Source organism: Bradyrhizobium sp. B097 (assembly GCF_038957035.1).
GTDB lineage: Bacteria > Pseudomonadota > Alphaproteobacteria > Rhizobiales > Xanthobacteraceae > Bradyrhizobium.
Map to the genome: position 1 here is coordinate 4,257,234 of NZ_CP152412.1, position 22,204 is coordinate 4,279,437.

Below are 22,204 nucleotides of genomic sequence, written 5' to 3' on the forward strand. Positions count from 1 at the left end.
TTCGCCGAGAGTGCGGGGCAGGCGATGACCACGGGAACCGGAAAAACAGTGACGCGCGTCGATTTGTGTGAGGCGGTCTACCAAAAGGTAGGTCTGTCGCGCACGGAATCGTCGGCGTTTGTCGAATTGGTGCTGAAGGAGATCACCGATTGCCTGGAAAAGGGCGAGACGGTGAAGCTGTCCTCATTCGGCTCCTTCATGGTGCGCAAGAAGGGCCAGCGTATCGGGCGCAATCCAAAGACCGGCACCGAGGTGCCGATCTCGCCGCGGCGGGTGATGGTGTTCAAGCCGTCGGCGATCCTGAAGCAGCGGATCAATGGCCACGCCGTCACCAATGGCGACGGCAGCAAGGCCGAGTAGCGCGTTTTCAAGCGAAGTGGATACCCGGTTCGCGTGAAGAAAACGCGCCAAAACCAGAATCCGGAGCCCCGTTTCGATCGGAACGGGATGGGCTCCAGACATTGAAGCCAGAGGAGCGGGCATTTGGACAAGGCGCCGGATGCGTTCCGTACCATCAGCGAAGTCGCAGATGAGCTCGATATTCCCCAGCATGTGCTGAGATTCTGGGAAACGCGCTTCGCGCAAATCAAGCCGATGAAGCGCAGCGGCGGACGCCGCTATTATCGCCCCGACGACGTCGACCTGCTCAAGGGTATCCGCCGGCTACTCTACGGCGAGGGCTACACCATCCGCGGCGTACAGCGGATCCTGAAAGAGCATGGCATCAAGTCGGTGCAGGGCATCGCCGACCAGACCGCCGCCGTCTCGTTCGGCGCGGTCGAGGAGGCGGTCGGCAACAGCATGGCCGAGCCCGACGATCTCGAGAGCAATGACGGCCTCGATTTCGACGGCGAAGAGGGCGACGGCGACGAGGGCGGAATCGACTACCGATTCGTCGATCCCGACGTGGATCCGATCCTGTCGACCTACAAGAAGGCGCACGCCCACCCGGGCAAGGCGTCTGCCGCACCGCCGGTGCGTCCCTCCGTCCCTCCAGTGGACCGAGAGAAGCTCGAACGCGCGCTGCAGGAGCTGGTCGCCTGCCGGCAGATGATCGATGCGGCGATGAAGGACGGCTGAGCCAAGGAAGCTGCCATGGGAACCGGGCCCCGGATTGCAGCCTTTAAGCGCCTGCGCCGCCTTGCGCGAACGCAGGATCGCAGCTAATGGAACGGCATCGGAGCGTGGCGCAGCCCGGTTAGCGCACTAGTCTGGGAGACTAGGGGTCGGAGGTTCAAATCCTCTCGCTCCGACCATTTTTCAAAGCATGCGATGTTTGAGAGTATTCGGGCGTTGCTTGCCGCCCGATGCGGCAATCGTCAGGTCTCGAAATCCATCGCGGCGATCAGGCATGCCTTTTCCATGCGGTTGTTGAGCATCGCAAGCTTGGCCGTGAACTCGGCCAGTTCGGGCTCGCTGAATTCCTCGAACACGGTCTTCTTGAACGCCTTGTGCTGGTCGGCGAGGCCCGTCAGATGCTTTCGGGTCTTGTCGGTCAGCGACAGCCGGACCACGCGCGCATCGGCCGGGGAGGGGGCGCGGCGCAGCAGCTCCTTCTGCTCGAGCAGCTTGGACTGCGTGGTCACGAACGACGGATCGACATGCAGCAGCTTCGACACCACGTTGATCGGTACACCGTCATCCTTGTCGAGGTCCGAGATCGCGATCAGGATCATCCATTGCGGACCGCTGACGCCAAGCGCCTTGCCCCAGAGCTGGCGGACCCGTTCGAGATGCGAGTTGATGGACGAGATCTCGAGCGTAAAGCGCTTGATGATGTCGAGATTCTCGATGGCGCGCAGGCGCGCCTGATCCTTCCTGGTCACTGACACAGCTTCCCCTTCCCTAGGTGCCGACTCAGCTTTGTGCTGATTTATTTCTTGATTCCCGCGTCGGCGGGACGTTTTTTCTAGCAAGTCGCTCAGGAAGGCAAGTGAACGTAAAGCAATTATGATGCGTATGTGACGGTTCGGCTATTTGGGGTGCGACAAATTTGCCCATACAGGTAAGGGGGTTAAGTCGAGCGTTGCCGGCGAGACACAGTGTGGCCGCATTCGCATTCCTGACTTTATAAACTATTTTGATTGGGCAACTCGCCCATGCATATTGAACCCGGCGGTAGGGGAATCTCGATCGTCCCGTTGCGGTGATCGTTCAAGTCCGTCGCACCACAGATTGATCTGAGGGTGCGAGGTTTGGGGAAAACGGTCTTGGACAATGCGGGAGGATCACGGGGCGCTCGCGACCCGGACTCTACGCATATGAGCAACTTGGAGGTTTAATATGAAATTGGCGAAGAGCCTTATTCTGGGCTCGGCCGCTGCGCTGGTCGCGGTCGGCGGGGCACAGGCAGCCGATCTTCCCGTTAAGGCCAAAGCGGTCGAATACGTGAAGGTTTGCTCCCTTTATGGTCCGGGCTTCTACTACATCCCCGGCACCGACACCTGCATCAAGCTGGGCGGCTACGTTCGTGCTGACGTCGTCGTGAACGGCAACAGCGTCTACGGCCCGAACGTCAACGGCGCCAGCGGTGCCAACAACCGCTTCACCAACGGCTACACTTGGCGTTCGCGTGAAGACTTCAACATCGACACCCGCACTGCGACCGAGTACGGCGTGGTCCGCACCTATTTCGACGCGGTGTTCACCTGGACGTCGGACTCCTACACCGGCCAGGGCAACGGCTCGACCGTCTACTCGGCGATTGGTTCGTCTGCCGCGCCGAACAACGCTGGTTCGGGTAACGTCGCTGCCGGCTCGGTCGGCGTCTACTACGCCTTCATCCAGTTCGCTGGCTTCACCATGGGTAAGGCGGTCTCGCAGTTCGCCGCTCCCTGGAACGGCTATCCGGGCAACAACTACGACGGTCTCGTCGGTGGCGTGAGCACGACCAACGGCATCAACCAGTTCACCTACACCGCGCAGTTCGGCAACGGCGTGTCGCTCGCTTTGTCGGCGCAGGACCAGGTTGCGTACATGCAGGCTGGTGTGAACAACCTCAGCCTCGGTGGTGCTTACGGCTCCAGCGACTACGCCGGCACGGTCGCTCCGGACTTCGTCGCCGCACTCAAGGTCGACCAGGCTTGGGGTATCTTCCAGGCGTCGATCGCTGCGCATGACAACCATGCTGCCTACTACGGCGGTACGGAGCTGACCGGTCATCCCGACGACAAGTGGGGTTGGGCTGGTGCACTGGCCCTGTCGATCAAGAACATCCCGACCGGACCTGGCGACACCATCAACGTCCAGGGCGTGTACACCGACGGTGCGACCCGTTACAACATCCAGGAACTGGCCAGCCAGTTCAGCTCGGTCGCCATCTACAGTGGTTCGAACCTCCCGGGCGCGTATGGCAGCGTCGGCTTCGGCACTGCGCCTGACACGGTGTTTGGCCCTGGCGGTCAGCAGCAGAGCGTCAAGACCTGGGGTATGCGCGGTGCGTACACCCACAACTGGGATCCCTACTGGAACACCAGCATCTACGGTGCTTACGCTGCGATCATGTACAACGACACGGCTAAGTCGCTTATCTGCGGCGTCGGCGGTGTAGGTGGCACGTTCCGCACCGCCTTCGGTGGCGGCGCTGGCGTGACCAACTGCAACCCCGACTACAACATCTCGCAGATCGGCGTGATCACACGTTGGACCCCGGTCAAGAACCTGACCTTCTCGGCCGACGTGACCTACGTCCACCTCGATCAGAAGTATGCCGGCACGATCACCACTTCGTCGGCCGGTATCGGCAAGCCGACCGCGACCTACGAGCTGAAGGATCAGGACACTGTCCAGATGCTCTTCCGCGCTCAGCGCAACTGGTAATACCGGTTGGTCTGATCACGATCCTACAGAACCCCGGCAGGCAACTGCCGGGGTTTTTCTTCGACTGAAATAGGTAGCGGAAGATTGGCTGCGTCATTTCGGTCCACGCGAACAACGAAGACGTGCCATGCGATTCATTCGCGGCAAATTTATTTACTTACCTGATCTACTAAACTATATACGTGGTGGCCAACACATTAAATGATGGCTCTTAGCTCATGCTAAGCCTCCCAAACCTCCGGCAATGCCCTGCCGGAGGTTTTTGATTCAAGGCGCGGACGATCGTGACGCGCGCGGCCGTCGCAAACAGCTGCTCGCGGGCAGGGCCGACACCGTCTCATCGATTCGATCTCGTCAAGGTTTGACGGAATCGATCCGCAGTGCATTCTCGTCATTCATGGGACGCTTCAAGAACAGCCGCCTGGCTCGGATGAGCAGCGGCCATTACTGCTTGATCCGGGATCTCGGGCTGGTGAAGGGCGGCAAGGGGTTGCGGCACCATGAGGTTGTCATCGACTTCTCGTGGCGCGGCCTGCTCAAGCTTGTCTTGAGCGTTGCCAGCGGCGTTCTGCGGCGGCGCACGCCTGTGCGGATCGAGACGGCCGAATAGCGCGGAGCGGTCCCGCGCTCTGACCTGGCGTTCGCGGGGGGCTCGGACAGGCGTTCGAGATCGAGCGACATCATCTCGGCATCTGAGAGCGCGCATGCGATGACGATGTGCGCCGCTTCTGCGCTTGTCTGATCTGATCAGCGTGAGCCGTCGGCGCAGGCGCCGTCGCGCGGCTTCGGCGGTGTGACCTCGGCGGCAGCGGCTGCAGCGGCAATGCCGGCCGCGATCGCCATCAGCGTCGTTGCGACCAATCTATTCAGAATCTGCACGATCGTTGTCTCCGCTTGTCGATCTCGGATTGTTCGCTGCGCGGAATGATTTCGTTACAGCAGCCGGCTGCCCTAATCTGCTGCTGGCGGCACACTTGCGCGTGAAGGGCGGGCGCCGTTGCTGCGCGATAATTCGGTGATGTAGAGTGCCGCAGCCGAGCGGCCGGGACTGCGATCCGCGCTCCAGCCGAAACCAAGAACAAGCAGGCAAGAAGAATCAAGGAAGGAACGGATCTCACATGAAGGATTTCGCCGGAAAGATTGCCGTCATCACCGGTGGCGGCACGGGCATGGGGCGCGAGCTGGCGCGACAGCTCGTTGCTGAAGGATGCAATGTCGCGATGTGCGACGTCTCGGCCGAGGCGATGGCCGAGACCAAGCGGCTCTGCGAGGTCGAGAAGCTGCCGCAGGGCCTGCGCATCACCACTCACGTTGCCGACGTCTCGATCGAGGATCACTACAAGCGTTTTCGCGATGAGCTGATCGAGCAGCAGGCGACCGACAAGATCCATTTGCTGTTCAACAATGCCGGCATCGGCGGTGGCGGCAGCCTGTTCACCAACACGCGCGAGCAGTGGGAGCGCACCTTCAACATCTGCTGGGGCGGCGTCTATCTCGGCGTCCGCACCTTCCTGCCGCTGCTGGTGAAGGCCGACGAGGCGCACATCGTCAACACCTCGAGCGTCAACGGCTTCTGGGCGTCGGTCGGCATGGGCGTGTCGCACACCGCCTACAGCGCGGCGAAGTTCGCGGTGAAGGGATTCACCGAGGCGATGATCAACGATCTCCGGCTCAACGCGCCGCATGTCAAATGCTCGGTCGTGATGCCCGGTCACATCGGCACCTCGATCGTGTCGAACTCGCGCAAGGTGCAGAATGGCGCCGACCAGCTCAATCCCGACGAGCTCAAGCAGGTTCGGCAGCGTCTGCAAGGGCAGGGCATCGACGTCGCCAAGATGTCGGATGCCGACATCCAGCAGCTCGCGCTCGACCGCGCTCGCATCTTCCATGACGAGGCACCGACCTCGGCGGCTGCCGCCGCCAAGATCATCCTCGACGGCGTGAAGGCCGATCGCTGGCGCATCCTGGTCGGTGACGATGCACATCTGCTCGACGAGCGCGTGCGCAAGACCCCGGAGCAGGCCTACACGCCGGAGTTCTACCAGGGCATCGTGGCGGCGACCGGCTGGAAGGTCGGGTGATCAGCGCATCCCAGGGTCCGTCACCCTGAGGAGCGCGTAGCGCGTCTCGAAGGGTCGACGGCCCGGCTGCTGGCCGTGCATCCTTCGAGACGCCGCTTCGCGGCTCCTCCAGCGACAAAGGCGAAGCCTTTGCGCGGGGATGACGGGGTTAGATGCTTTTGTGATGCGATCAGACTACCCGCGCAGCGCGCGCTGGCGTGACCCCGCCTGATAGGCAAGGCGGTAATGCCCCGAGCAATAGGGCATGCCGCCGAGCGGCGTGTTGCCGCAAAAGCAGAAATCATCGGCGCCCGGCGTGCTGATCGGCCAGCGGCAACGTTGCTCGCTCAGCTCGAACAGCGAGCAGTTGTTGGCGCTGACGATCGGTGCATCGTCGGGCTCTTGTTCGTAGACCGCCTGCAGCAACCGGAACTGCTGCTTTGCGGTCGCCCGTTGCGCGGCGTGGGCGGTGGATTTCTTCCGCCGGGCCCGGCGTTCGTCCGGCGTCGTGCGCGTGAGGTTCAGCCGGGATAGCTTGCCGATCACCGCATTGCGGCTGACGCCGATATTGACGGCGATGTCGCGGCAGGAAAGGCCGGCTTCAAAGTAGATTTTGAGTTGGTCGACGCGCTCCGGCGTCCAGGTCGGCTCGATGGTAATCATTTTGACGGTTCCACGTTCTGTTGAACCGCCGCGCCGACGCACACGCCGTCAAGGCGTGCGGCCGTTGTCGCGGATTGCAAGCAACCCGTCCTTAATGGCGAGCCGAATGCCTTCCTCGATCAATGTCCGTGCGACGCCCGGGACGCTCGTGCCGTGGGTGCCCTGTCTCACCAGCTTCTCGAGGTAACCTATGGTCGAGAGCGCCAGCGTGACCGGGACGCGGTCGGTTTCGGCCTTTTCTGTAGCCATGAGAAAACGCTTAGCCTTGAACGCAGGTACTGAAAAGTATCTATTTAGAGTCTATTTAGGAATATGGCGGTCCGTCAAGCCATGAGCTGTGAAATTGGACGCGCACGCTCGCGCGCGCCGGAAGCTGGTTCCGGCGCGCCGTCGTGTAAAATCTGCTAGACAAATGAATGTGTTAGGATCGCAACTCGACCTTGACTGGGAACTTCTTGAGAAGCCGCTCAGCCGTTTCGGCCTTGTCCGCAGGCGCGCTCACGCTCAGGTACAGCCCACGGGACGGGTCGGTGATGGCCTCGACACTGACCTCGCCGGACAATCCTTCTCGAGCCAACAACTCGCGCGCGGCCTCGCCGGCGGCGATCTCGCGCAGCTTCGGCTTGAAGATCTTGCCGACCGGCGTGACCGGCATCTCCGGGATCACCGACACCACGCGCGGACGCGCCGGCGGCTCCAGGATGTTGTCCTGCACGAAGGCGGCGAGCGCGTTCGGATCGATATGGGCGCCGGGCTGCGCCGAGACGAACAGCATCGGCACTTCGCCGGCATAGGTGTCGGGACGCCCGACGGCCGCGGCCAGCGCCACGCCCGGAAAGGCCAGCGCGGCATCCTCGATCGCACGCGGATCGATGTTGTGGCCGCCGCGGATAATGACGTCCTTGGCGCGGCCCAGGATGTAGACGAAGCCGTCGGCGTCGATCCGGCAGATGTCACCGGTGCGCAGCCAGCCGTCGCGGAACGCCTCTTCGGTCTGCTTCTTGTCGACGTAACCGGCGAACACCTGCGGGCCCCTGGTCAGGAGCTCGCCGACCGGCGAGGGCCACGGCCCGGTGTGCAGCTTGCCGCCGTCGAGGATCGCGAGCTCGACCAGCGGATTGCGGGTGCCGACGCTCTCGGCGCGCGGCTTTACGCCGTGCACGTCGTGCGTGATGGCGCCGGCGAGCTCGGTCATGCCGTAGAGCTGCTGGATGCAGGCACCGCCCCAGGTCGCAAGATAACGCCGTTCGATTTCCGGCGGGCAGATCGAGGCGCCGGTGGCGGTGACGCGCAGGGTCGAGATGTCGCTGTCCGCGACCGGAATGTCGGCCAGCGCCCCAAGCGTGGTCGGCACGTTGCCGGAGATGTTGACGCGGTATTTCTCGACGATCTTCCAGAAATGCGTGATCAGCGACGGATCGCGGGCGCCGGCCGGGCCGGGGATGAAAATCGTCGTGCCGGCGGAAAGGCAATTGGCCGTCGTGCAGAACAGGCCACCGACATGGAATAGCGGCATCGTGATCATTGCGCGCTCGCCGCGATGAAAGTCGAGTGCCATGCGTGAGGACACGGTGGAGGCGACCATCGCGCGGTTGGTCAGCCGCGCCACCTTGGGATGACCTGTCGTGCCGCCGGTCGGCAGCATCACCGCGACACGATCGGCCTCGCTCATGTCCTTGGACTTGCCGTAGTCGTCGCGCCACGCAGGATCGGGCCGCAGCACCTCGCCGTCGAACGCGATGCTGCCGTCGAGCGGCACGATCACGATGTGCTGCAGCGACGGCACCTCGCGCTGCAAGCCTTCGACTCTTTCATAGAGCCCGCCCGGCATGCCCGGCGGCGGCGCCAGCAACAGCTTTGCCTTGATGGCGTTGAGCTGCGCGACAATCGCCTCGCGTGTGAACAGCAAATTGAGCGGCTCGGCGACACCGCAGGCGGCTGCGCCGAAGATCGCGACCACGGTCGCGGGGCAGGCCGGGACCAGGACGGCGACCGCGTCGTCCTTGCCGATGCCGCGCTTACGGAAATAGTTTTCGGCCGCCTTGATGCAGCCCATCAGGTGATCGTTCGAGATCACGACTGGGTTGGCATCGAGCGGCGAACGCAGATAGATCGCGGCATCCGCCTCAGGCGCGCCCTGCGGACCACGGGCAATGAGATCGAGGATGCGCGGGCAGGCGGCGAGCGTCTCCTGCATCTCCTTGTCGCGCGCAGCCTCGTCGGCCGGCGAAAGCCTGTCCTTGAGCATATCCGTCCCCGTCCATTTTTGTTCGTTGGGACGGGGATTGTATCGAGCCGTGCTTGCGGAACACAAGTGCGGCCTATCGACCGGACGTCAGCCGTGAACGACCGATTTGGCGATCATGCAGTGAATGCCCTTGGAGCCGTTGACCGTCTGCGTGACGCGCAGGTCGGCGGCCAGGCTGCACAGCGTATAGGCATCCTCGCGCGACAGATTGCGCTTCTCGCCGAGCAGCACGATCATGTCGCGCAGCGCCCGCACCACGCACTGGTCGAGATTGGGATCCATCGCCATGGTCATGTAATGGTCGGCGGTCTCGGCGCGCGGATAGGCGAGCTTGAGGTCCTTGCGCAAGGTCAGGCGGAAGCGGCCGGTGAGCGCGGTCTCGATCGCGGTGACGCAGACCTCGCCGTCGCCCTGCACGCCATGGCCGTCGCCGCAGGAGAACAGCGCGCCCGGCACGAACACCGGCAGATACAGCTTGGCTCCGGCCCCGAGTTCCTTGTTGTCGAGATTACCGCCCATCGCGCGCGGGATCAGCGAGGAGATGCGGCCCCAAGCCGGCGGCGGCGAGACGCCCATCACGCCGAAGAACGGCTTCAGCGGCAGGTCGAGCCCCCACGGCATGCGGCCGACCATGTGTGCGCGATCGAGCGGGATGTTGAGGATGCGGGTTTCGTGGAAATCGTCGGGTAGGGTGCCGGACAGCGGCTTGATCAGATTGTAGCCCCAGTCCTGCCGGAGCTGGACGTCGAGAATATCGACCTCGAGCACGTCGCCGGGCTCGGCACCGGTGACCGCGATCGGGCCGGTCAGGATGTGCCCAGGCACCATCCGCTCGCTCTTCGCATGAATGTCGTCGAGCTCTGGCGGCACATAGAACTTGTCGCGGTCCGGCACCACGTCGGGGCCGCCGCTGACGGTCTCGATCGTGACCTCGTCGCCGCTCGCGATGGTCAGGACCGGTTTCAGCTTTGCTTCGAAGAAGCCCCAATGGCAGGTTTCGGGACTGGATTTCAGATGATGATGGGTCATGTGACTTCTTTTTATTGCATTCCCGGCAGCGTATGACGCTGTAGCAGAACTTCGCAGAGGCTTCCCTTGTTTTTTGTACTCTCCAAGACGCTCGGCATCATGCTGCTGCCGATCAATTTCCTGATCGGTATCGGCGTGATCGGCGCCGTCCTGCTGCTGACGCGGTTTGCGCGGCTCGGCCGCAGGTTGATGGTTGGCTCGCTGCTGCTGCTCGCGATCTGCGGCTTCTCGCCGCTCGGCAACGTCCTGATCTCCACGCTGGAGCAGCGCTTCCCGCCATGGGACGCTTCGCGCGGCGCGCCCGACGGCATCATCGTGCTCGGCGGCTCGATCGATGCCGATCTGTCGGTTGCGCATGGCACGCCGGTGGTGCGCACTGCGGCGGATCGCGTCATCGCGGCGGCGGCGCTCGCGCGCAGATATCCGAACGCGCGCCTCGTGTTCACCGGCGGCAGCGCGAACCTGATCTCGAACGACGCGCGCGAAGCCGACTACGCCGCCGAGATGTTCGAGAGTCTCGGCATCGCCAAATCGCGATTGACCATCGAGCGCCGCTCGCGCAACACGGTGGAGAATGCCGAGTTCTCCAAGGCGCTGGTCGATCCCAAGCCGGGCGAGCGCTGGCTGCTCGTGACGTCGGCCTATCACATGCCGCGGTCGGTCGGCCTGTTCCGCAAGGCGGGATTCAATGTCGAGGCCTATCCGGTCGACTGGCGCGTCGGCAATGTCATGAGTTTCGCGACGCTTGCAATCGAGGGTCTGTCGCGCACCGATCTCGGCACACGGGAGTGGATCGGGCTGGTCGCCTATCATCTGGCGGGCAAGACCGACGATTTGCTGCCGGGACCGGCCGCACGTTGAGCCGTACCACGAGCTTGTCGCTTCCTCCGGCCAATCCGGCTAACATCAAATCAACAGGCGGCGCCAAGCCGCCGATCACGGGAGTTTTCGCCATGCAACAGCAGACACCGCCGGAACAGTTCGACCTCTCCGCAATCGTGGCCGACCTGAACAACCTGTTGCGGCTGAAGACCACGGTCATCGGCATCAAGATGTTCGCGCGCGTCGAGGAGATGGAGGCGATCCCGAAGATCCGCCGGCCATCGGCGGTCCACACCACGGACCAGATCGTCAGCATGGCCTCGCGGCTCGGCTGGACCGTCGGCATCACCGGCGACGATCTGGTCGGCGCGCAGTGCCGCGCGGTGATCGGGCTCGCGCCGCAGGACGAGAAGTGGCTGGCCGGCGAGAATTATGTCGGCGTCTGGCACGGCACGGCGGAAGACGCGCGCAAGCGCCAGGAGGCGCTCGACGTGGTGCCTTACGGTCAGTACCAGGCGATGGCGGTGAGCCCGCTGACCAGCGGACGTCTCAATCCGCCCGACATCTGCCTCGTCTATGCGACGCCGGGACAGATGATCATCCTGATCAACGGGCTGCAATACACCGGCTACAAGAAGTTCGAGTGGGGCGTGGTCGGCGAAACCGCGTGCGCGGACTCGTGGGGCCGGGCGCTGAAGACCGGCGAGCCGAGCCTGTCGCTGCCGTGCTTCGCCGAGCGCCGCTACGGCGGCGTCCCCGACGAGGAGATGCTGATGGCGCTGCCGCCGGCCTATCTGGTGAAGGCGATCGCGGGGATGAAGCAGCTCGCCAAGAACGGCCTGCGCTACCCGATCGCACCTTATGGCATCCAGGCCGACGTCCGCGCCGGCATGGGTGTGTCCTATGCCAAGAAGTAGCTGCAAGAAATAGCGGCAAGAAATAGCTGATTGCGTCGCCGCGCCCGCGATGACAAAAGGGGCGCCCGTTTTGCTGCGCAGGGAGCCCGATCCATGTCCTCGTCGAAACTCGACATCGTCGTCTATGGCGCAACCGGCTTCACCGGCCAGCTCGTCGCCGAATATCTCGCGGCGCATTATCGCGACGGCAGCCTGAAATGGGCAATGGCCGGGCGCAGCAAGGACAAGCTCGCCTCGGTTCGTGATGCGATCGGCGCGCCCGCCGACACGCCGCTGATCGTCGCCGATGCCGGCGACACCGCATCGCTGAAGGCGATGCTGGCGCAGACCAAGTCTGTGATCTCGACGGTCGGTCCGTATCAGCTCTATGGCAATGAGCTGATCGCGGCCTGCGTGGACAGCGGCACCGACTATTTCGATCTATGCGGCGAGCCGGTGTGGATGCGGCAGATGATCGACAAGCACGAGGCCGCCGCAAAGGCCAGCGGTGCGCGGATCGTGTTCTCCTGCGGCTTCGATTCGGTGCCGTTCGAACTCGGTGCCTTCTTCGTCCAGGAGGAAGCCAAGCGGGTGTTCGGTGCGCCGGCGCAGCGCGTCAAGGGCCGCGTGCGCGACATGCGCGGCACGCTGTCCGGCGGCACGGCCGCGAGCGCCAAGGCCACCTTCGATGCGGTCGCCAAGGATCTGGGCCTGGTCGCGATCCTCAACAACCCGTTTGCATTGACGCCGGGATTCGAGGGCCCCAAGCAGCCGCGCGGCAGCAAGCCCGCCTACGAGGACGATCTCCACTCATGGACCGCGCCGTTCATGATGGCGCTGATCAACACGCGCAACGTCCATCGCTCCAACATGCTGATGGGCTTTCCCTACGGCAAGGAGTTCGTCTACGACGAGATGGTTCTGACCGGTCCCGGCGAGAAGGGCGAAGCCAACGCCAAGCGCGTGATGGCGCTGAATTCGGAGAAGACCGGGCCCAGCGCGCCGAAGCCGGGCGAGGGACCGTCGAAGGAAGAGCGCGAGAACGGCCGCTACGATCTGCTCTACCTCGCGGTCGCGCCCGACGGCCGCATGGTCCGCGCCGGCATCAAGGGCGATCGCGACCCCGGCTACGGCTCGACCTCGAAGATGATCTCGGAATGCGCGATCTGCCTGTTGCGCGACACGCCCGACGTCGCTGCCGGCTTCTGGACGCCGGGAGCGGCGATGCAGCACAAGCTCATCAAGCGCCTGGTCGATCACGCCGGGCTGACGTTTGAGGTCGAGAAGTAGGCCGCTCAACTTCCAACGGTGTCACCGCCCGGCTCGACCGGGCGATCCAGTACGCCGCGGCCTCTCGGCTCAAGCACTGCGGTCTCTGGAATACTGGATCACCCGCATGCGCATGCGCGGGTGATGACAGCCGGGGCTACGCTGCCGCGCGCGGATTGTAGGCGTACATGAAGTCCATACCCTTGGACGATACCGGCAGCAGCAGCTTCAGCAGGTGATCGCGCAGCCAGGCGCCGGTCGGGCCGAACTCGCGCTTGCTGTTGCCGTTGCGCCGGGCGATCGCCACGATCTTCTCGGCGCGCGGCCGCCGCTCGTGCTCGAACGCCTGGAACGTCATGCCGAGCTCTTGGCCCTCGCGCATCAGGATGCCGAGCCGCAGCGCATCCTCCAGCGCGAGCGATGCGCCCTGGCCGGCATGCGGGCTGGTGGCGTGCGCGGCGTCGCCGATCAGGAGCGTGCGCTTGCGCGACCAGGTCGGCAGCGTCGCGACGTCGAGCGTGTCGGTCACCACGATATTCTCGGCGGCCTCGATGATCTCGGGGATCGGCGCATGCCAGCCAGCGTGGAAGTCGCGCAGATGCTGCCTGATCGCGTCCTGGCTCTGCAGCCGGTAGGCCGCCGCGGTCATGCCGTGCGACGGCTGCGTGCTCCACCACATCCCACCCGTGTCCGGATCGGGGCTGCACAGGCCGTAGCCGAAGAAGCCGCTTTGCCCGAACGTCGTCTCAACCTTCTGACCGATCGACAGGCGCTCGAACATGGCCCGCGGCACGAAGCCGCCGAAACCGATCAGCCCGGTGTCGAACGGCGTCGGGCCATCCGGGATCACGTGCCGCCGCACTGCCGAATGCACGCCGTCGGCGCCGATCACGAAATCGCCCTCGGCGGTGGTGCCGTCGTTGAAATAGGCGATGACCGGCTGGTCGCCGCGATCCTCGATCTTCACCAGCTTCTTCTCGAAGAACACCGAGACGTTGGAGGCCCAGGCCTTGTCGATCAGCGTCTCGTTCAGGGTCGCACGGCACATGTTGACCGCGGGCTGGCCGAAACGCTGCTGCATGTTCTGGTTGAGCGAGCCGAGCTTCTTGCCGGCCTGCGAATAGAAATCGAAGGACTCCGCGACCGAGCCGCTGCGGATCAGCTCGTCGGCGAGGCCGAGCTCCGCCAGCACATGCATGCCGTTCGGTGCGATCTGCAAGCCCCCGCCGATCCCGGTGGAGTAGGGCCATGCTTCATAGAGTTCGGCCTCGATGCCGGCGCGGGTCAGGAACATCGCGGTCACCGGACCTGCGATGCCGGCGCCGATGATCAGAGCTTTACGGGGACGTGAGGTCATGCCTTGCTCCATGCATCCGTGTGGGGTACGAAAGGTCAGTTGCTAATTATCTTAGAAGGTAAGATATTTGGCGAGTAAGATATGGGAGCAGCTTTGTCAAGTGCGAAGTCGCGCGCAGCGCTGATGCAGGAACTCGAGGAGGCGATGCGCCGGTCATCCGCGCAGGGCGTGATGTACGGGCAAGCCGTTGCAAACATAGCCGGAATTTCCAATTCCGACATGGAATGCATGGACATCCTCCACCTTGAAGGGCGCGTGACCGCGGGTCGTCTCGCGGAAGTCACCGGGTTGACCACCGGCGCGATCACGGGCGTGGTCGATCGGCTGGAGAAGGCGGGTTACGTGCGCCGCGAGCGGGACGAGAGCGACCGCCGCAAGGTCTTCATCTCGGTCGTTGAGGAGAAGGCGGCGGAGATCGGCAAGTTCTACGTGCCGATGCAGGAGGCGATGCTCAAGCTCTGGAGCCGCTACACCGACGACGAACTGCGCCTGCTGCTGCGCTTCGCCAATGACGGCTACAAGGGCGTGCTGGAAGCGACCGGCGCATTGAAGGCGGTGATCGACATGCCGCCGGAGCAGCGCGCCGAGCTCAAGCTGCCGCCGAAATCTCGTCGCTGACCTCGGCCGGTGTCGCGCGGGTGCGCTCGGTCGCCGCGTACATGCCCCACATCGTGCCGAGCATCAGCCAGAAGTGCCGCCAATGGTCGGTGTCGATGATGAAGCTCTCGCCGGCGATGCCGAGGAATGCCGAGAAGATCGCCAGATAGTCGCGTTGCCACGGCACCCGCTTGTAGACGTAGCGGAAGCCGACGATCGCGCTGACGAACACCAGCGCCGGATAACAGATGCCCGAGATCCAGCCGCCCGACATGAAGGCGTTGAGGAACGAGTTGTGGGTGTCCTCGGGGAAGTAGGTGTGGAATTGCAGCGGCCCGATGCCGAACGGCAATTCGAGTGCCATCTGGGCGCCGAGGATGTGGCGGCCGAACCGGCCGAAGCGGCCTTCGTCATAGCTTTGGTCGAAGCTCGCGCGCTGCTTGAACATGTCGGCGACCGAGCCGATCGACAGCAGCACCGCGATCAGCGCAACGGCGAGGATCGCGGCGATCAGGGTCATCACGATGATGCGCGAACGCTGCGCCTGCGAACGGCTGGTGAACACCATCAGCGCCAGCATGAAGGCCGCGGTGACGATCAGGCCGCCCCAGGCGGCGCGGGAGAACGACAGCAGGATCGCAAGCGAGATGATGCCGAAGGCGATGGCGTTGCGGAACGCCTTGCCGAAGCGGTCGGTGACCACGCTTTGCAACGTGAACAGCGCCGGCAGGATCAGGAACGCGCCGAGCACGTTCGGATCCTTGAAGGTGCCGCGGGCGCGGTCATACAGCGTCAGCAGATCGTAGCCGCCGGGCACCAGATGGAAGTAGCCGGCGATGCCCGCAAGCGAGGCGATCATCGCGCCGACGATCAGGCCGCGGCGCAGCATGTCGAGCCGCGCTTCGGTATCCTCCGACATCACCATCGCGAAGAAGATGACCGTGACGGCCATGTACCAGGAGGTGAGGACCCAATTCACCACCTCCGGCTTGTCGAGGAACGGCACCGCGCCGATGCTGTAGCCGACATTGAGCACGATCAGCGCGAACAACAGCGGCATGAACACAAGCTGCATGCGCAGGCCCGTGCCAAAGAACAGCACGCAGGCGGTCAGCGTGACGAGTTCATACGGGCTCGGCTCGATGAACACGATGGCGATCGAGGCCCCGGCGAGCCACACCAGCGCCCGCTGCAGCGCCAGCACGCCTGGCGGTGCTGCTGCCGGCGAATGGGACGTCCCGGCTGTCGCCGCATAGGCCATCGGATACTCACGCAACTCGATACAACAACATTCAGTACGCTACTTCGACATCACACGATCCAAAGCGACGACTTGTCCGCCGAAGCCTTGGCGAAGGCGGAAGCAATCCACCTATCTCCGAGCTGCGATATGGATTGCTTCGCTTCGCTCGCAATGACAGTGGCTAGTTCAATTCTCAGTACGCGTTCTCGCTCTTGGTCAGCAGCGAGAACGGGGTCTTGAGCAGGATGTAGAGGTCGAACAGCACCGACCAGTTCTCGATGTAGTAGAGGTCGTATTCGACGCGCTTCTGGATCTTCTCGTCGGTGTCGACTTCGCCGCGCCAGCCGTTGATCTGCGCCCAGCCGGTGATGCCGGGCTTGACGCGGTGGCGGGCGAAGTAGCCGTCGACGGCCTCGTCGAACAGGCGGTTTTCCAGCTTGCTCTGCACGGCGTGCGGACGCGGGCCGACCAGCGAGAGATTGCCCTTCAGCACCACATTGAACAGCTGCGGCAATTCGTCGAGCGAGGACTTGCGGATGAAGCGGCCGACGCGGGTGACGCGCGGATCGTTCTTGGTCACCACCTTGGAGGCGGTCGGATCGGCCTGGTGATGGTAGAGCGAGCGGAACTTGTAGACGTCGATCCGCTCATTGTTGAAGCCGAAGCGCTTCTGGCGGAACAGCACCGGGCCGGGGCTGTCGAGCTTCACCGCAAGCGCCACCAGTCCCAGCACCGGCAGCGCCGCAAGCAGGGCCAGGCCGCCGACCACGCGGTCGAACAGCCATTTCAGCACCAGATCCCAGTCGGTGATCGGCGCCTCGAACACGTCGAGCGTCGGCACCTTGCCGACATATGAATAGGAGCGGGGGCGGAAGCGCAGCTTGTTGGTATGGGCCGACAGGCGGATGTCGACCGGCAGCACCCAGAGCTTCTTCAGCATCTCCAGGATGCGGGTCTCCGCCGAGATCGGCAGCGCGAACAGCACAAGGTCGACGCGGGTGCGGCGCGCGAACTCGACAATGTCGTCGACCTTGCCGAGCTTCGGTGAGCCGGCACAGGTGTCCATCGCGCGGGCGTCATTGCGGTCGTCGAACACGCCGAGCACGTGGATATCCGTGTCGTCGTCGGCGTTCAGCGCCTCGATCAGCTTCTCGCCGTTCTGGTCGGCGCCGACGATGATGGTGCGGCGGTCGAGCCGGCCGTCATGCGCCCAGGCGCGCACCATCGAGCGCAGCGCCAGCCGTTCGGCGATCAGCACCGCAAGGCCGGCACAGAAGAACGACGACAACCAGACCCGCGACACCTCGCCGCCGAGCTTGGCCAGGAAGGAGACGCCGATGAACAGCAGGAACACGACGGCCCATGACGAGATCATCCGCGTCATCTGGCGGAGCTGGCCGCGGAAGATCTGCACCTGGTAGATGTCGGCGGCCTGGAAGCAGACCACCGCCGCAGCCGACATGCCGAGGATCGAACCGATGTATCCCCAGTGGATGCCGCCGGCGAGCGGCCTGACATAGGCGAGATAGAGCCCGACACCGACCAGGCTCAGCAGCACGAAATCGGCGAGGCGAACCACGCCGGCGATTACGACCGGTGAGTAGGCGCTGCGAACTTTCTGATTGGTCACGGCGAGCGCGGCCGGCGACAGGCGGCGGCGGCGTTCGACCTGCGGCCGAGCGGCCGTCGCAGACGCAGCGGCATCCAGCATCGAGCGTGCGTTAAACGGTTCCACGAGTCCACGTCCATTCCCGCGCGAGCAGATGGGCATCCGCGCGCAACAGCGAAATTCCCCCGGACGTGACTTAAGGGGACAAATCGGAAGAAACGGTTACGTGTGCAAGGAATGGTTAATGTTTAGCAAATGCGTCGCGATAGCCGGCCAGCACGCCCTCGACCATCGCACCCTGCGAGAAATGTTCGGAAATCCGTTCGCGCAGTTGCTCGGCGCGCGCCGCGGTCGCGGCGGGATTGTCGAGTGCGGCCTTGATGGCGTCGGCCATCGCGCCGGCGTTGCTGGGCGCGAACAGCGCGTCGGTGTGGGTGTCGAAGATCTCGGGGATCCCGCCGACATTGGCGGCGATCATCGGAATTCCCGCCGCGCCGGCCTCGATCACCACATAAGGCATCGAATCGCCCCGTGAGGGAACCACGAGAACGCTGCCCTTCGAGAAGCCGTAGCGCGCCTTGACGTGGCCGATGAAGCGAACGGCATCGCCGAGCGACAGCCGCTTCACCTGCTCCTTGAGCCGTTCGAACTCCTCGCCGTCGCCGCCGAGCGTCAGCGTCACCGGCTTGCCGTCGGCGCGCAGCTTGGCGACCGCGTCGATCAGGAGATCGGCGCCCTTGATGCGCCGGAATTCGCCGACATAGGCCACGTCGGAGGCGTCATCGGCCTTGGCGACCGGTTCGAATTCTTCCGACGTCACGCCGTTGAAGACGCAGCGGACGAGGCCTGAGGGCTTGCCCACGGTGCGCTGATAGGTGTCGCGGGCAAACGCGCTCTCGAACAGGAACAGGTCGGTGCTGTTCATCAGCGTACGCTCGAGCTGGCTGTAGAAGCGGCCCTTCCAGGTGTCGAGCGGATAGTGCAGCGAGCCGCCGTGCGGCGTGTAGACCCGGATCACCTTGTTCGACCGCCGCCGCAGCCGGACATAGGCGCCGGCCTTGGCGCCGTGGCCGTGCACGACATCGGGTTTCAGCTTGCGGATCAGGCCGGCGATATGCGCCCAGACCATGAAGTCGGCGAAGCGCGGCTCGCGGCGTATCGCCACCCGGTGGACCCCGAGCTTGAGGCGCGGCTCGATCTCGGCGAGGACGGCGTCAGCCCGCGTGCCGCCGGTCAGGCTGTCGGCGACGATGCCGACATGGTGACCGCGTTCGATCTGGCCGTTGGCGACATCGAGGATGTGACGGATGATGCCGCCAACCGGGGCGCGGACGACATGCAGGATGCGGAGCGGCCGTTCCTGATTTTGATCCTGTGCCATCGATCAGAACCAGCGTTCGCCGACGAAGACGGTCTCGCCGGGCCCGATCGGCGTGCCCAAGGGAACGACAAAGCGGCCGGCGCCCGATGCATCGGTATGGGTGAGGGTGACCTCGTCGCGCCGGGCGCGCGGCGAGAAGCCGCCGGCGATCGCCACCGCGCTCTCGACCGTCATGTTGGGCACGTAGGGATATTGGCCGGGGGCTTGGACTTCGCCGAGGATGAAGAACGGCCGGTAGGATTCGATCTCGACCGCCACCGATGGCTCGCGGATGAAGCCGTTGCGCAGCCGCGCGGTGATCTCGGCGGCAAGCCCGGCAGGCGTCCGGCCGCGTGCGGGCACCGAGCCGATCAGCGGCATGGTGATCGCGCCGGCCGCATCGATCGCGTAGGAATTGGTCAAGCCTTCCTGGCCATAGACCACGACGCGAAGCTTGTCGCCGGGGCCAAGATTATAGGCCTCGCGCGTCGGCGCAGGGTCGGCATAGGCCACGGCCATCGGCGCGGGCGCAGCAAAGGCTGGCTGCCCATACGCCATCGAATCGAGGACCGGGTCACCGGCAACCGGTGACGTCCGGCCCAAGCAGCCCGACAGCGCGAGCGCAGCAATCAGACAAACGAGGGGAGCGCGCAGATCGCGCATGTGAGGAATCCCACGGACAATATCGGCGTCGATTAACGGCACTCATGGTTAACAAACGATGACGGTGTGGTGGTGGCCGCCGCATCCGTCAACCGCGCCGATTAACCCAGCAGCAACCTTAATGGACTGTAATCGCCGCCATTGAGATGGAATCGCGGCGTCCGCGGGAGTTGGTTATGCGTTTTGCATTCTGGCGTAGAGGCAAGGAAAAGGCCGCGGTGCAACGGGCGTTGCCGAAGTCTGCGCCCGTTGCCGCCGAAGCCGTTGCGAGGCCGGCTTCGCCGATATCAGCTCCTGACAAGCCGGCGCGTCCAGCGGAGGCGACAGATCTCGATGTGCATGTGCTCGGGCGCGCGCTGGCGCGCAAGCGAAGCTGGATCATCGTGCCGACCGTGCTCGTGTTTGCGGTGTCGCTTGCCGCCGTCAACGTCGTGACGCCGCGCTACAAGTCGGAAGCGCGAATCCTGATCGACAATCGCGAAAATGCTTTCCTGCGCCCGAACGGCGAGCGCGACCTCGAGCGCACCTCGCTCGACGCCGAGGCCGTGACCAGCCAGGTGCAACTGCTGCTGTCGCGCGATCTCGCCCGCGACATCATCAAGAAGAACAAGCTCGCCGAGCGCCCCGAGTTCGATCCGGTGCTGCGGGGCTTTTCCCCGCTAAAGTCGCTGCTGGCGCTGTTCGGCATCGGCCGTGACCCGTTCAGCCTGACGCCGGAAGAGCGGGTGCTCGATTCCTTTTACGAGCGCTTCCAGGCCTATGCGGTCGACAAGTCGCGCGTCATGGTGATCGAGTTCCAGTCGGAGGATCCAGAGCTCGCGGCGCGCGTCGCCAACTCGATTGCCGACGGTTATCTCGTGTTGCAGCAGGCGGCGCGGCAGGACCAGGCCAAGTCCGCCAGCACCTGGCTGCTGGGCGAGATCGACAAGCTGCGCAGCAAGGTCGCGGAAGCGGATTCGCGGGTCGAGGAATTCCGCTCCAAGTCGAGCCTGTTCGTCGGCACCAACAACATCCCGCTCTCGAACCAGCAGATGGGCGAGCTGAACACGCAGCTCAACAATGCCCGCGCGCTGAAAGCGGATGCCGAGACCAAGGCGCGCCTGATCCGCGAGATGCTTCAGGGCGGCAAGCCGATCGAGGCCTCCGAAGTGCTCAATTCCGAGCTGATCCGCCGGCTCGCCGAGCAGCGCGGTACGCTGCGTGCGCAGCTCGCCGAGCAGTCGTCGACGCTGCTCGACAACCATCCGCGCATCAAGGAACTGAAGGCGCAGATCGCCGACCTCGACCGCCAATTGCGCGAAGAGGCCGGCAAGATTTCGCGCTCGCTGGACAACGATGCCCGCGTCGCCGATGCCCGCGTCCAGGCGCAGCAGGCGGGCTTGGACCAGTCGAAGAAGCAGGCGTCGTCGAGCAACAGCCAGGACGTGCAGCTGCGTGGGCTGGAGCGTGAAGCCAAGGCGCAGCGCGATTTGCTGGAAGCCTATCTCGCGAAATACCGCGAGGCGACCGCACGCGAGAACATCGAGGCCGCGCCGACCGACGGCCGCATCATCTCGCGCGCCACGGTCTCGAACACGCCGGCCTATCCGAAGAAGCTGCCGATCGTGCTGATCGCGACACTGGCGACGCTGTTGCTGTCGGCCGGCATCATCATCACCGGCGAGCTGCTGCGCATCTCCGCGCCCGGCGCGGTCGGCCGTGCCTTCGCGCCGGCCGCCGCAGTGATCCGGCGCCGCGAGCCGGTCATGGAGACCGCAACCGTCGACGAGCCGGCACTGACGCTGCCGCCTGAACCTGAGCTCGCGTCGCCGCTCGCGCCCAGCTTGTCGCCTGAGCCTGATCTGAGGCCCGACCCCGCAGTTGCATATGAGCCGGTCGTCAGCGAGCCGCAGCCTGCGCTCGCCCGGACGGCCAACGAGATCGATGAGCTGGCCGGGCGTCTGGTCGCGGCCGGTCCCGCCGCCCACAAGGTCACGGTGCTCGGCCCGGCCGCCGCCGAGAGCGTCACGCTGACGGCGCTGACGCTGGCCCGTTTGATGGCGCGTCAGGCCAAGGTCGTGGTGGTCGATCTCGTCGCGTCCTCGCCGGCGCTGACGGCGGCCACGGTCGATCCCGGCGCGCCCGGCCTTGCCGAACTGATGCAGGGTGAGGCGACGTTCGCACAGATCATCACCAAGGATCGGCAGTCGCGGGTTCAGATCGTCAGCGCCGGGCGTCCGGGCTTCGATCGCTCGCATCTGCAATCGCCGCGGCTGGCGCTTGCGATCGACGCGCTGCTCCGGGTCTACGACCACGTGCTGCTCGACGCGGGCACGGCCGTCGACCTGCCGGCCGAGCTGCTGACCGCGAAGGCGCAAGCTGTCGTCGTGCCCGACGCCGGCATGGCGCAGGATGCCCGCCGCTCGATGGTCGATCAGCTCAGGGCCGTCGGCTTCTCCGAAGTGACGATGCTGAGCAAGCCCTGCGCGCCGTCGGAAACGGTCGTGGCGGGTCCGCGCGTGGTGGCGGCCTGACCGGACCTCCAGAGCGCGATGAGCTCAGATTGAGACGTCATCGCGCTTCGCTTTGG

General features: G+C 64.5%; 21 protein-coding genes and 1 tRNA gene. 11 read left to right on the forward strand and 11 right to left on the reverse strand.

Annotated elements, in window-relative coordinates; all coding sequences use genetic code 11:
• Nucleotides 1-24: 24 nt before the first annotated feature.
• The 3 genes from AAFG07_RS20010 to AAFG07_RS20020 all read left to right on the forward strand — a co-directional run bounded on the left by AAFG07_RS20010 (nucleotide 25) and on the right by AAFG07_RS20020 (nucleotide 1,256).
• Complete coding sequence (locus AAFG07_RS20010; protein WP_342728738.1) at nucleotides 25-360, forward strand: integration host factor subunit alpha; 336 nt, start codon at nucleotides 25-27, stop codon at nucleotides 358-360.
• A 123-nt stretch (nucleotides 361-483) separates the two neighbouring features.
• Nucleotides 484-1,080, forward strand: coding sequence for a MerR family transcriptional regulator (locus AAFG07_RS20015; protein WP_342728739.1), 597 nt, complete (start codon nucleotides 484-486; stop codon nucleotides 1,078-1,080).
• Nucleotides 1,081-1,178: 98 nt separating this feature from the next.
• Nucleotides 1,179-1,256 (forward strand) — tRNA-Pro (locus AAFG07_RS20020).
• Nucleotides 1,257-1,319: 63 nt separating this feature from the next.
• On the opposite strand, the gene AAFG07_RS20025 is transcribed toward AAFG07_RS20020, so the two are convergent.
• Nucleotides 1,320-1,832, reverse strand: coding sequence for a MarR family transcriptional regulator (locus AAFG07_RS20025; RefSeq protein WP_342728740.1), 513 nt, complete (start codon nucleotides 1,830-1,832; stop codon nucleotides 1,320-1,322).
• A gap of 451 nt (nucleotides 1,833-2,283) precedes the next feature.
• Here AAFG07_RS20025 and AAFG07_RS20030 point away from each other — a divergent pair, with 451 nt between their 5' ends.
• Nucleotides 2,284-3,819 (forward strand): porin, encoded by a 1,536-nt coding sequence (locus AAFG07_RS20030; RefSeq protein WP_342728741.1) that lies wholly within the window; start codon nucleotides 2,284-2,286, stop codon nucleotides 3,817-3,819.
• Nucleotides 3,820-4,249: 430 nt separating this feature from the next.
• The gene (locus tag AAFG07_RS20035; RefSeq protein ID WP_342729194.1) at nucleotides 4,250-4,429 is read left to right on the forward strand and encodes a hypothetical protein; all 180 of its coding nucleotides are present in this window, start codon (nucleotides 4,250-4,252) and stop codon (nucleotides 4,427-4,429) included.
• A gap of 137 nt (nucleotides 4,430-4,566) precedes the next feature.
• On the opposite strand, the gene AAFG07_RS20040 is transcribed toward AAFG07_RS20035, so the two are convergent.
• Nucleotides 4,567-4,698 (reverse strand): hypothetical protein, encoded by a 132-nt coding sequence (locus tag AAFG07_RS20040; RefSeq protein ID WP_342728742.1) that lies wholly within the window; start codon nucleotides 4,696-4,698, stop codon nucleotides 4,567-4,569.
• A gap of 239 nt (nucleotides 4,699-4,937) precedes the next feature.
• Here AAFG07_RS20040 and AAFG07_RS20045 point away from each other — a divergent pair, with 239 nt between their 5' ends.
• Nucleotides 4,938-5,900 (forward strand): SDR family NAD(P)-dependent oxidoreductase, encoded by a 963-nt coding sequence (locus AAFG07_RS20045; RefSeq protein ID WP_092114716.1) that lies wholly within the window; start codon nucleotides 4,938-4,940, stop codon nucleotides 5,898-5,900.
• Nucleotides 5,901-6,074: 174 nt separating this feature from the next.
• On the opposite strand, the gene AAFG07_RS20050 is transcribed toward AAFG07_RS20045, so the two are convergent.
• From AAFG07_RS20050 to AAFG07_RS20065, 4 genes are all read right to left on the reverse strand, one after another.
• On the reverse strand, nucleotides 6,075-6,542 hold the full coding sequence (locus AAFG07_RS20050) for a GcrA family cell cycle regulator (protein ID WP_342729195.1): 468 nt from the start codon (nucleotides 6,540-6,542) through the stop codon (nucleotides 6,075-6,077).
• Between the two features lie 48 nt (nucleotides 6,543-6,590).
• Nucleotides 6,591-6,791: a hypothetical protein gene (locus tag AAFG07_RS20055; protein WP_016844973.1), complete on the reverse strand. Its 201-nt coding sequence runs from the start codon at nucleotides 6,789-6,791 to the stop codon at nucleotides 6,591-6,593.
• Nucleotides 6,792-6,963: 172 nt separating this feature from the next.
• Nucleotides 6,964-8,790, reverse strand: a complete 1,827-nt coding sequence (locus AAFG07_RS20060) for an AMP-binding protein (RefSeq protein ID WP_342728743.1) — start codon at nucleotides 8,788-8,790, stop codon at nucleotides 6,964-6,966.
• A gap of 87 nt (nucleotides 8,791-8,877) precedes the next feature.
• The gene (locus tag AAFG07_RS20065) at nucleotides 8,878-9,819 is read right to left on the reverse strand and encodes an acetamidase/formamidase family protein (RefSeq protein WP_342728744.1); all 942 of its coding nucleotides are present in this window, start codon (nucleotides 9,817-9,819) and stop codon (nucleotides 8,878-8,880) included.
• Between the two features lie 66 nt (nucleotides 9,820-9,885).
• Here AAFG07_RS20065 and AAFG07_RS20070 point away from each other — a divergent pair, with 66 nt between their 5' ends.
• The 3 genes from AAFG07_RS20070 to AAFG07_RS20080 all read left to right on the forward strand — a co-directional run bounded on the left by AAFG07_RS20070 (nucleotide 9,886) and on the right by AAFG07_RS20080 (nucleotide 12,827).
• Nucleotides 9,886-10,680: a YdcF family protein gene (locus tag AAFG07_RS20070; protein WP_342728745.1), complete on the forward strand. Its 795-nt coding sequence runs from the start codon at nucleotides 9,886-9,888 to the stop codon at nucleotides 10,678-10,680.
• Between the two features lie 92 nt (nucleotides 10,681-10,772).
• The gene (locus tag AAFG07_RS20075) at nucleotides 10,773-11,558 is read left to right on the forward strand and encodes a DUF169 domain-containing protein (protein ID WP_342728746.1); all 786 of its coding nucleotides are present in this window, start codon (nucleotides 10,773-10,775) and stop codon (nucleotides 11,556-11,558) included.
• A gap of 93 nt (nucleotides 11,559-11,651) precedes the next feature.
• A complete protein-coding gene (locus AAFG07_RS20080) occupies nucleotides 11,652-12,827 on the forward strand; it encodes a saccharopine dehydrogenase NADP-binding domain-containing protein (protein WP_342728747.1) in 1,176 nt (391 codons plus the stop codon).
• A 136-nt stretch (nucleotides 12,828-12,963) separates the two neighbouring features.
• Here AAFG07_RS20080 and AAFG07_RS20085 read toward each other — a convergent pair whose 3' ends face one another.
• Nucleotides 12,964-14,163 (reverse strand): FAD-dependent monooxygenase, encoded by a 1,200-nt coding sequence (locus tag AAFG07_RS20085; RefSeq protein ID WP_342728748.1) that lies wholly within the window; start codon nucleotides 14,161-14,163, stop codon nucleotides 12,964-12,966.
• Between the two features lie 123 nt (nucleotides 14,164-14,286).
• Between AAFG07_RS20085 and AAFG07_RS20090 the strand changes: the two genes are divergently transcribed.
• On the forward strand, nucleotides 14,287-14,781 hold the full coding sequence (locus tag AAFG07_RS20090; protein ID WP_342729196.1) for a MarR family transcriptional regulator: 495 nt from the start codon (nucleotides 14,287-14,289) through the stop codon (nucleotides 14,779-14,781).
• Here AAFG07_RS20090 and AAFG07_RS20095 read toward each other — a convergent pair.
• The 4 genes from AAFG07_RS20095 to AAFG07_RS20110 all read right to left on the reverse strand — a co-directional run bounded on the left by AAFG07_RS20095 (nucleotide 14,753) and on the right by AAFG07_RS20110 (nucleotide 19,635).
• Nucleotides 14,753-16,021 carry an O-antigen ligase family protein gene (locus AAFG07_RS20095; protein WP_342728749.1) on the reverse strand — a complete coding sequence of 423 codons (1,269 nt, stop codon included), beginning with the start codon at nucleotides 16,019-16,021 and terminating at the stop codon, nucleotides 14,753-14,755. The two genes, AAFG07_RS20090 and AAFG07_RS20095, sit on opposite strands and share 29 nt — an antisense overlap.
• A gap of 175 nt (nucleotides 16,022-16,196) precedes the next feature.
• The gene (locus AAFG07_RS20100; RefSeq protein WP_342728750.1) at nucleotides 16,197-17,738 is read right to left on the reverse strand and encodes an undecaprenyl-phosphate glucose phosphotransferase; all 1,542 of its coding nucleotides are present in this window, start codon (nucleotides 17,736-17,738) and stop codon (nucleotides 16,197-16,199) included.
• A 115-nt stretch (nucleotides 17,739-17,853) separates the two neighbouring features.
• On the reverse strand, nucleotides 17,854-18,993 hold the full coding sequence (locus tag AAFG07_RS20105; RefSeq protein ID WP_342728751.1) for a glycosyltransferase family 4 protein: 1,140 nt from the start codon (nucleotides 18,991-18,993) through the stop codon (nucleotides 17,854-17,856).
• Nucleotides 18,994-18,996: 3 nt separating this feature from the next.
• Nucleotides 18,997-19,635: a polysaccharide biosynthesis/export family protein gene (locus AAFG07_RS20110; protein WP_342728752.1), complete on the reverse strand. Its 639-nt coding sequence runs from the start codon at nucleotides 19,633-19,635 to the stop codon at nucleotides 18,997-18,999.
• Nucleotides 19,636-19,811: 176 nt separating this feature from the next.
• On the opposite strand from AAFG07_RS20110, the gene AAFG07_RS20115 reads away from it, so the two are divergent.
• Nucleotides 19,812-22,148 (forward strand): exopolysaccharide transport family protein, encoded by a 2,337-nt coding sequence (locus AAFG07_RS20115; RefSeq protein WP_342728753.1) that lies wholly within the window; start codon nucleotides 19,812-19,814, stop codon nucleotides 22,146-22,148.
• Nucleotides 22,149-22,204 lie beyond the last annotated feature (56 nt).

Excerpts from the sequence above, each read along its gene's own strand:
- AAFG07_RS20050 (WP_342729195.1), bottom strand. The coding sequence starts at position 6,542 with ATGATTACCATCGAGCCGACCTGGACGCCGGAGCGCGTCGACCAACTC.
- AAFG07_RS20065 (WP_342728744.1), bottom strand. The coding sequence starts at position 9,819 with ATGACCCATCATCATCTGAAATCCAGTCCCGAAACCTGCCATTGGGGC.
- AAFG07_RS20060 (WP_342728743.1), bottom strand. The coding sequence starts at position 8,790 with ATGCTCAAGGACAGGCTTTCGCCGGCCGACGAGGCTGCGCGCGACAAG.
- AAFG07_RS20090 (WP_342729196.1), top strand. The coding sequence starts at position 14,287 with ATGCAGGAACTCGAGGAGGCGATGCGCCGGTCATCCGCGCAGGGCGTG.
- AAFG07_RS20095 (WP_342728749.1), bottom strand. The coding sequence starts at position 16,021 with ATGGCCTATGCGGCGACAGCCGGGACGTCCCATTCGCCGGCAGCAGCA.
- AAFG07_RS20115 (WP_342728753.1), top strand. The coding sequence starts at position 19,812 with ATGCGTTTTGCATTCTGGCGTAGAGGCAAGGAAAAGGCCGCGGTGCAA.
- AAFG07_RS20055 (WP_016844973.1), bottom strand. The coding sequence starts at position 6,791 with ATGGCTACAGAAAAGGCCGAAACCGACCGCGTCCCGGTCACGCTGGCG.
- AAFG07_RS20105 (WP_342728751.1), bottom strand. The coding sequence starts at position 18,993 with ATGGCACAGGATCAAAATCAGGAACGGCCGCTCCGCATCCTGCATGTC.
- AAFG07_RS20085 (WP_342728748.1), bottom strand. The coding sequence starts at position 14,163 with ATGACCTCACGTCCCCGTAAAGCTCTGATCATCGGCGCCGGCATCGCA.
- AAFG07_RS20075 (WP_342728746.1), top strand. The coding sequence starts at position 10,773 with ATGCAACAGCAGACACCGCCGGAACAGTTCGACCTCTCCGCAATCGTG.
- AAFG07_RS20080 (WP_342728747.1), top strand. The coding sequence starts at position 11,652 with ATGTCCTCGTCGAAACTCGACATCGTCGTCTATGGCGCAACCGGCTTC.
- AAFG07_RS20035 (WP_342729194.1), top strand. The coding sequence starts at position 4,250 with ATGAGCAGCGGCCATTACTGCTTGATCCGGGATCTCGGGCTGGTGAAG.
- AAFG07_RS20030 (WP_342728741.1), top strand. The coding sequence starts at position 2,284 with ATGAAATTGGCGAAGAGCCTTATTCTGGGCTCGGCCGCTGCGCTGGTC.
- AAFG07_RS20010 (WP_342728738.1), top strand. The coding sequence starts at position 25 with ATGACCACGGGAACCGGAAAAACAGTGACGCGCGTCGATTTGTGTGAG.
- AAFG07_RS20110 (WP_342728752.1), bottom strand. The coding sequence starts at position 19,635 with ATGCGCGATCTGCGCGCTCCCCTCGTTTGTCTGATTGCTGCGCTCGCG.
- AAFG07_RS20045 (WP_092114716.1), top strand. The coding sequence starts at position 4,938 with ATGAAGGATTTCGCCGGAAAGATTGCCGTCATCACCGGTGGCGGCACG.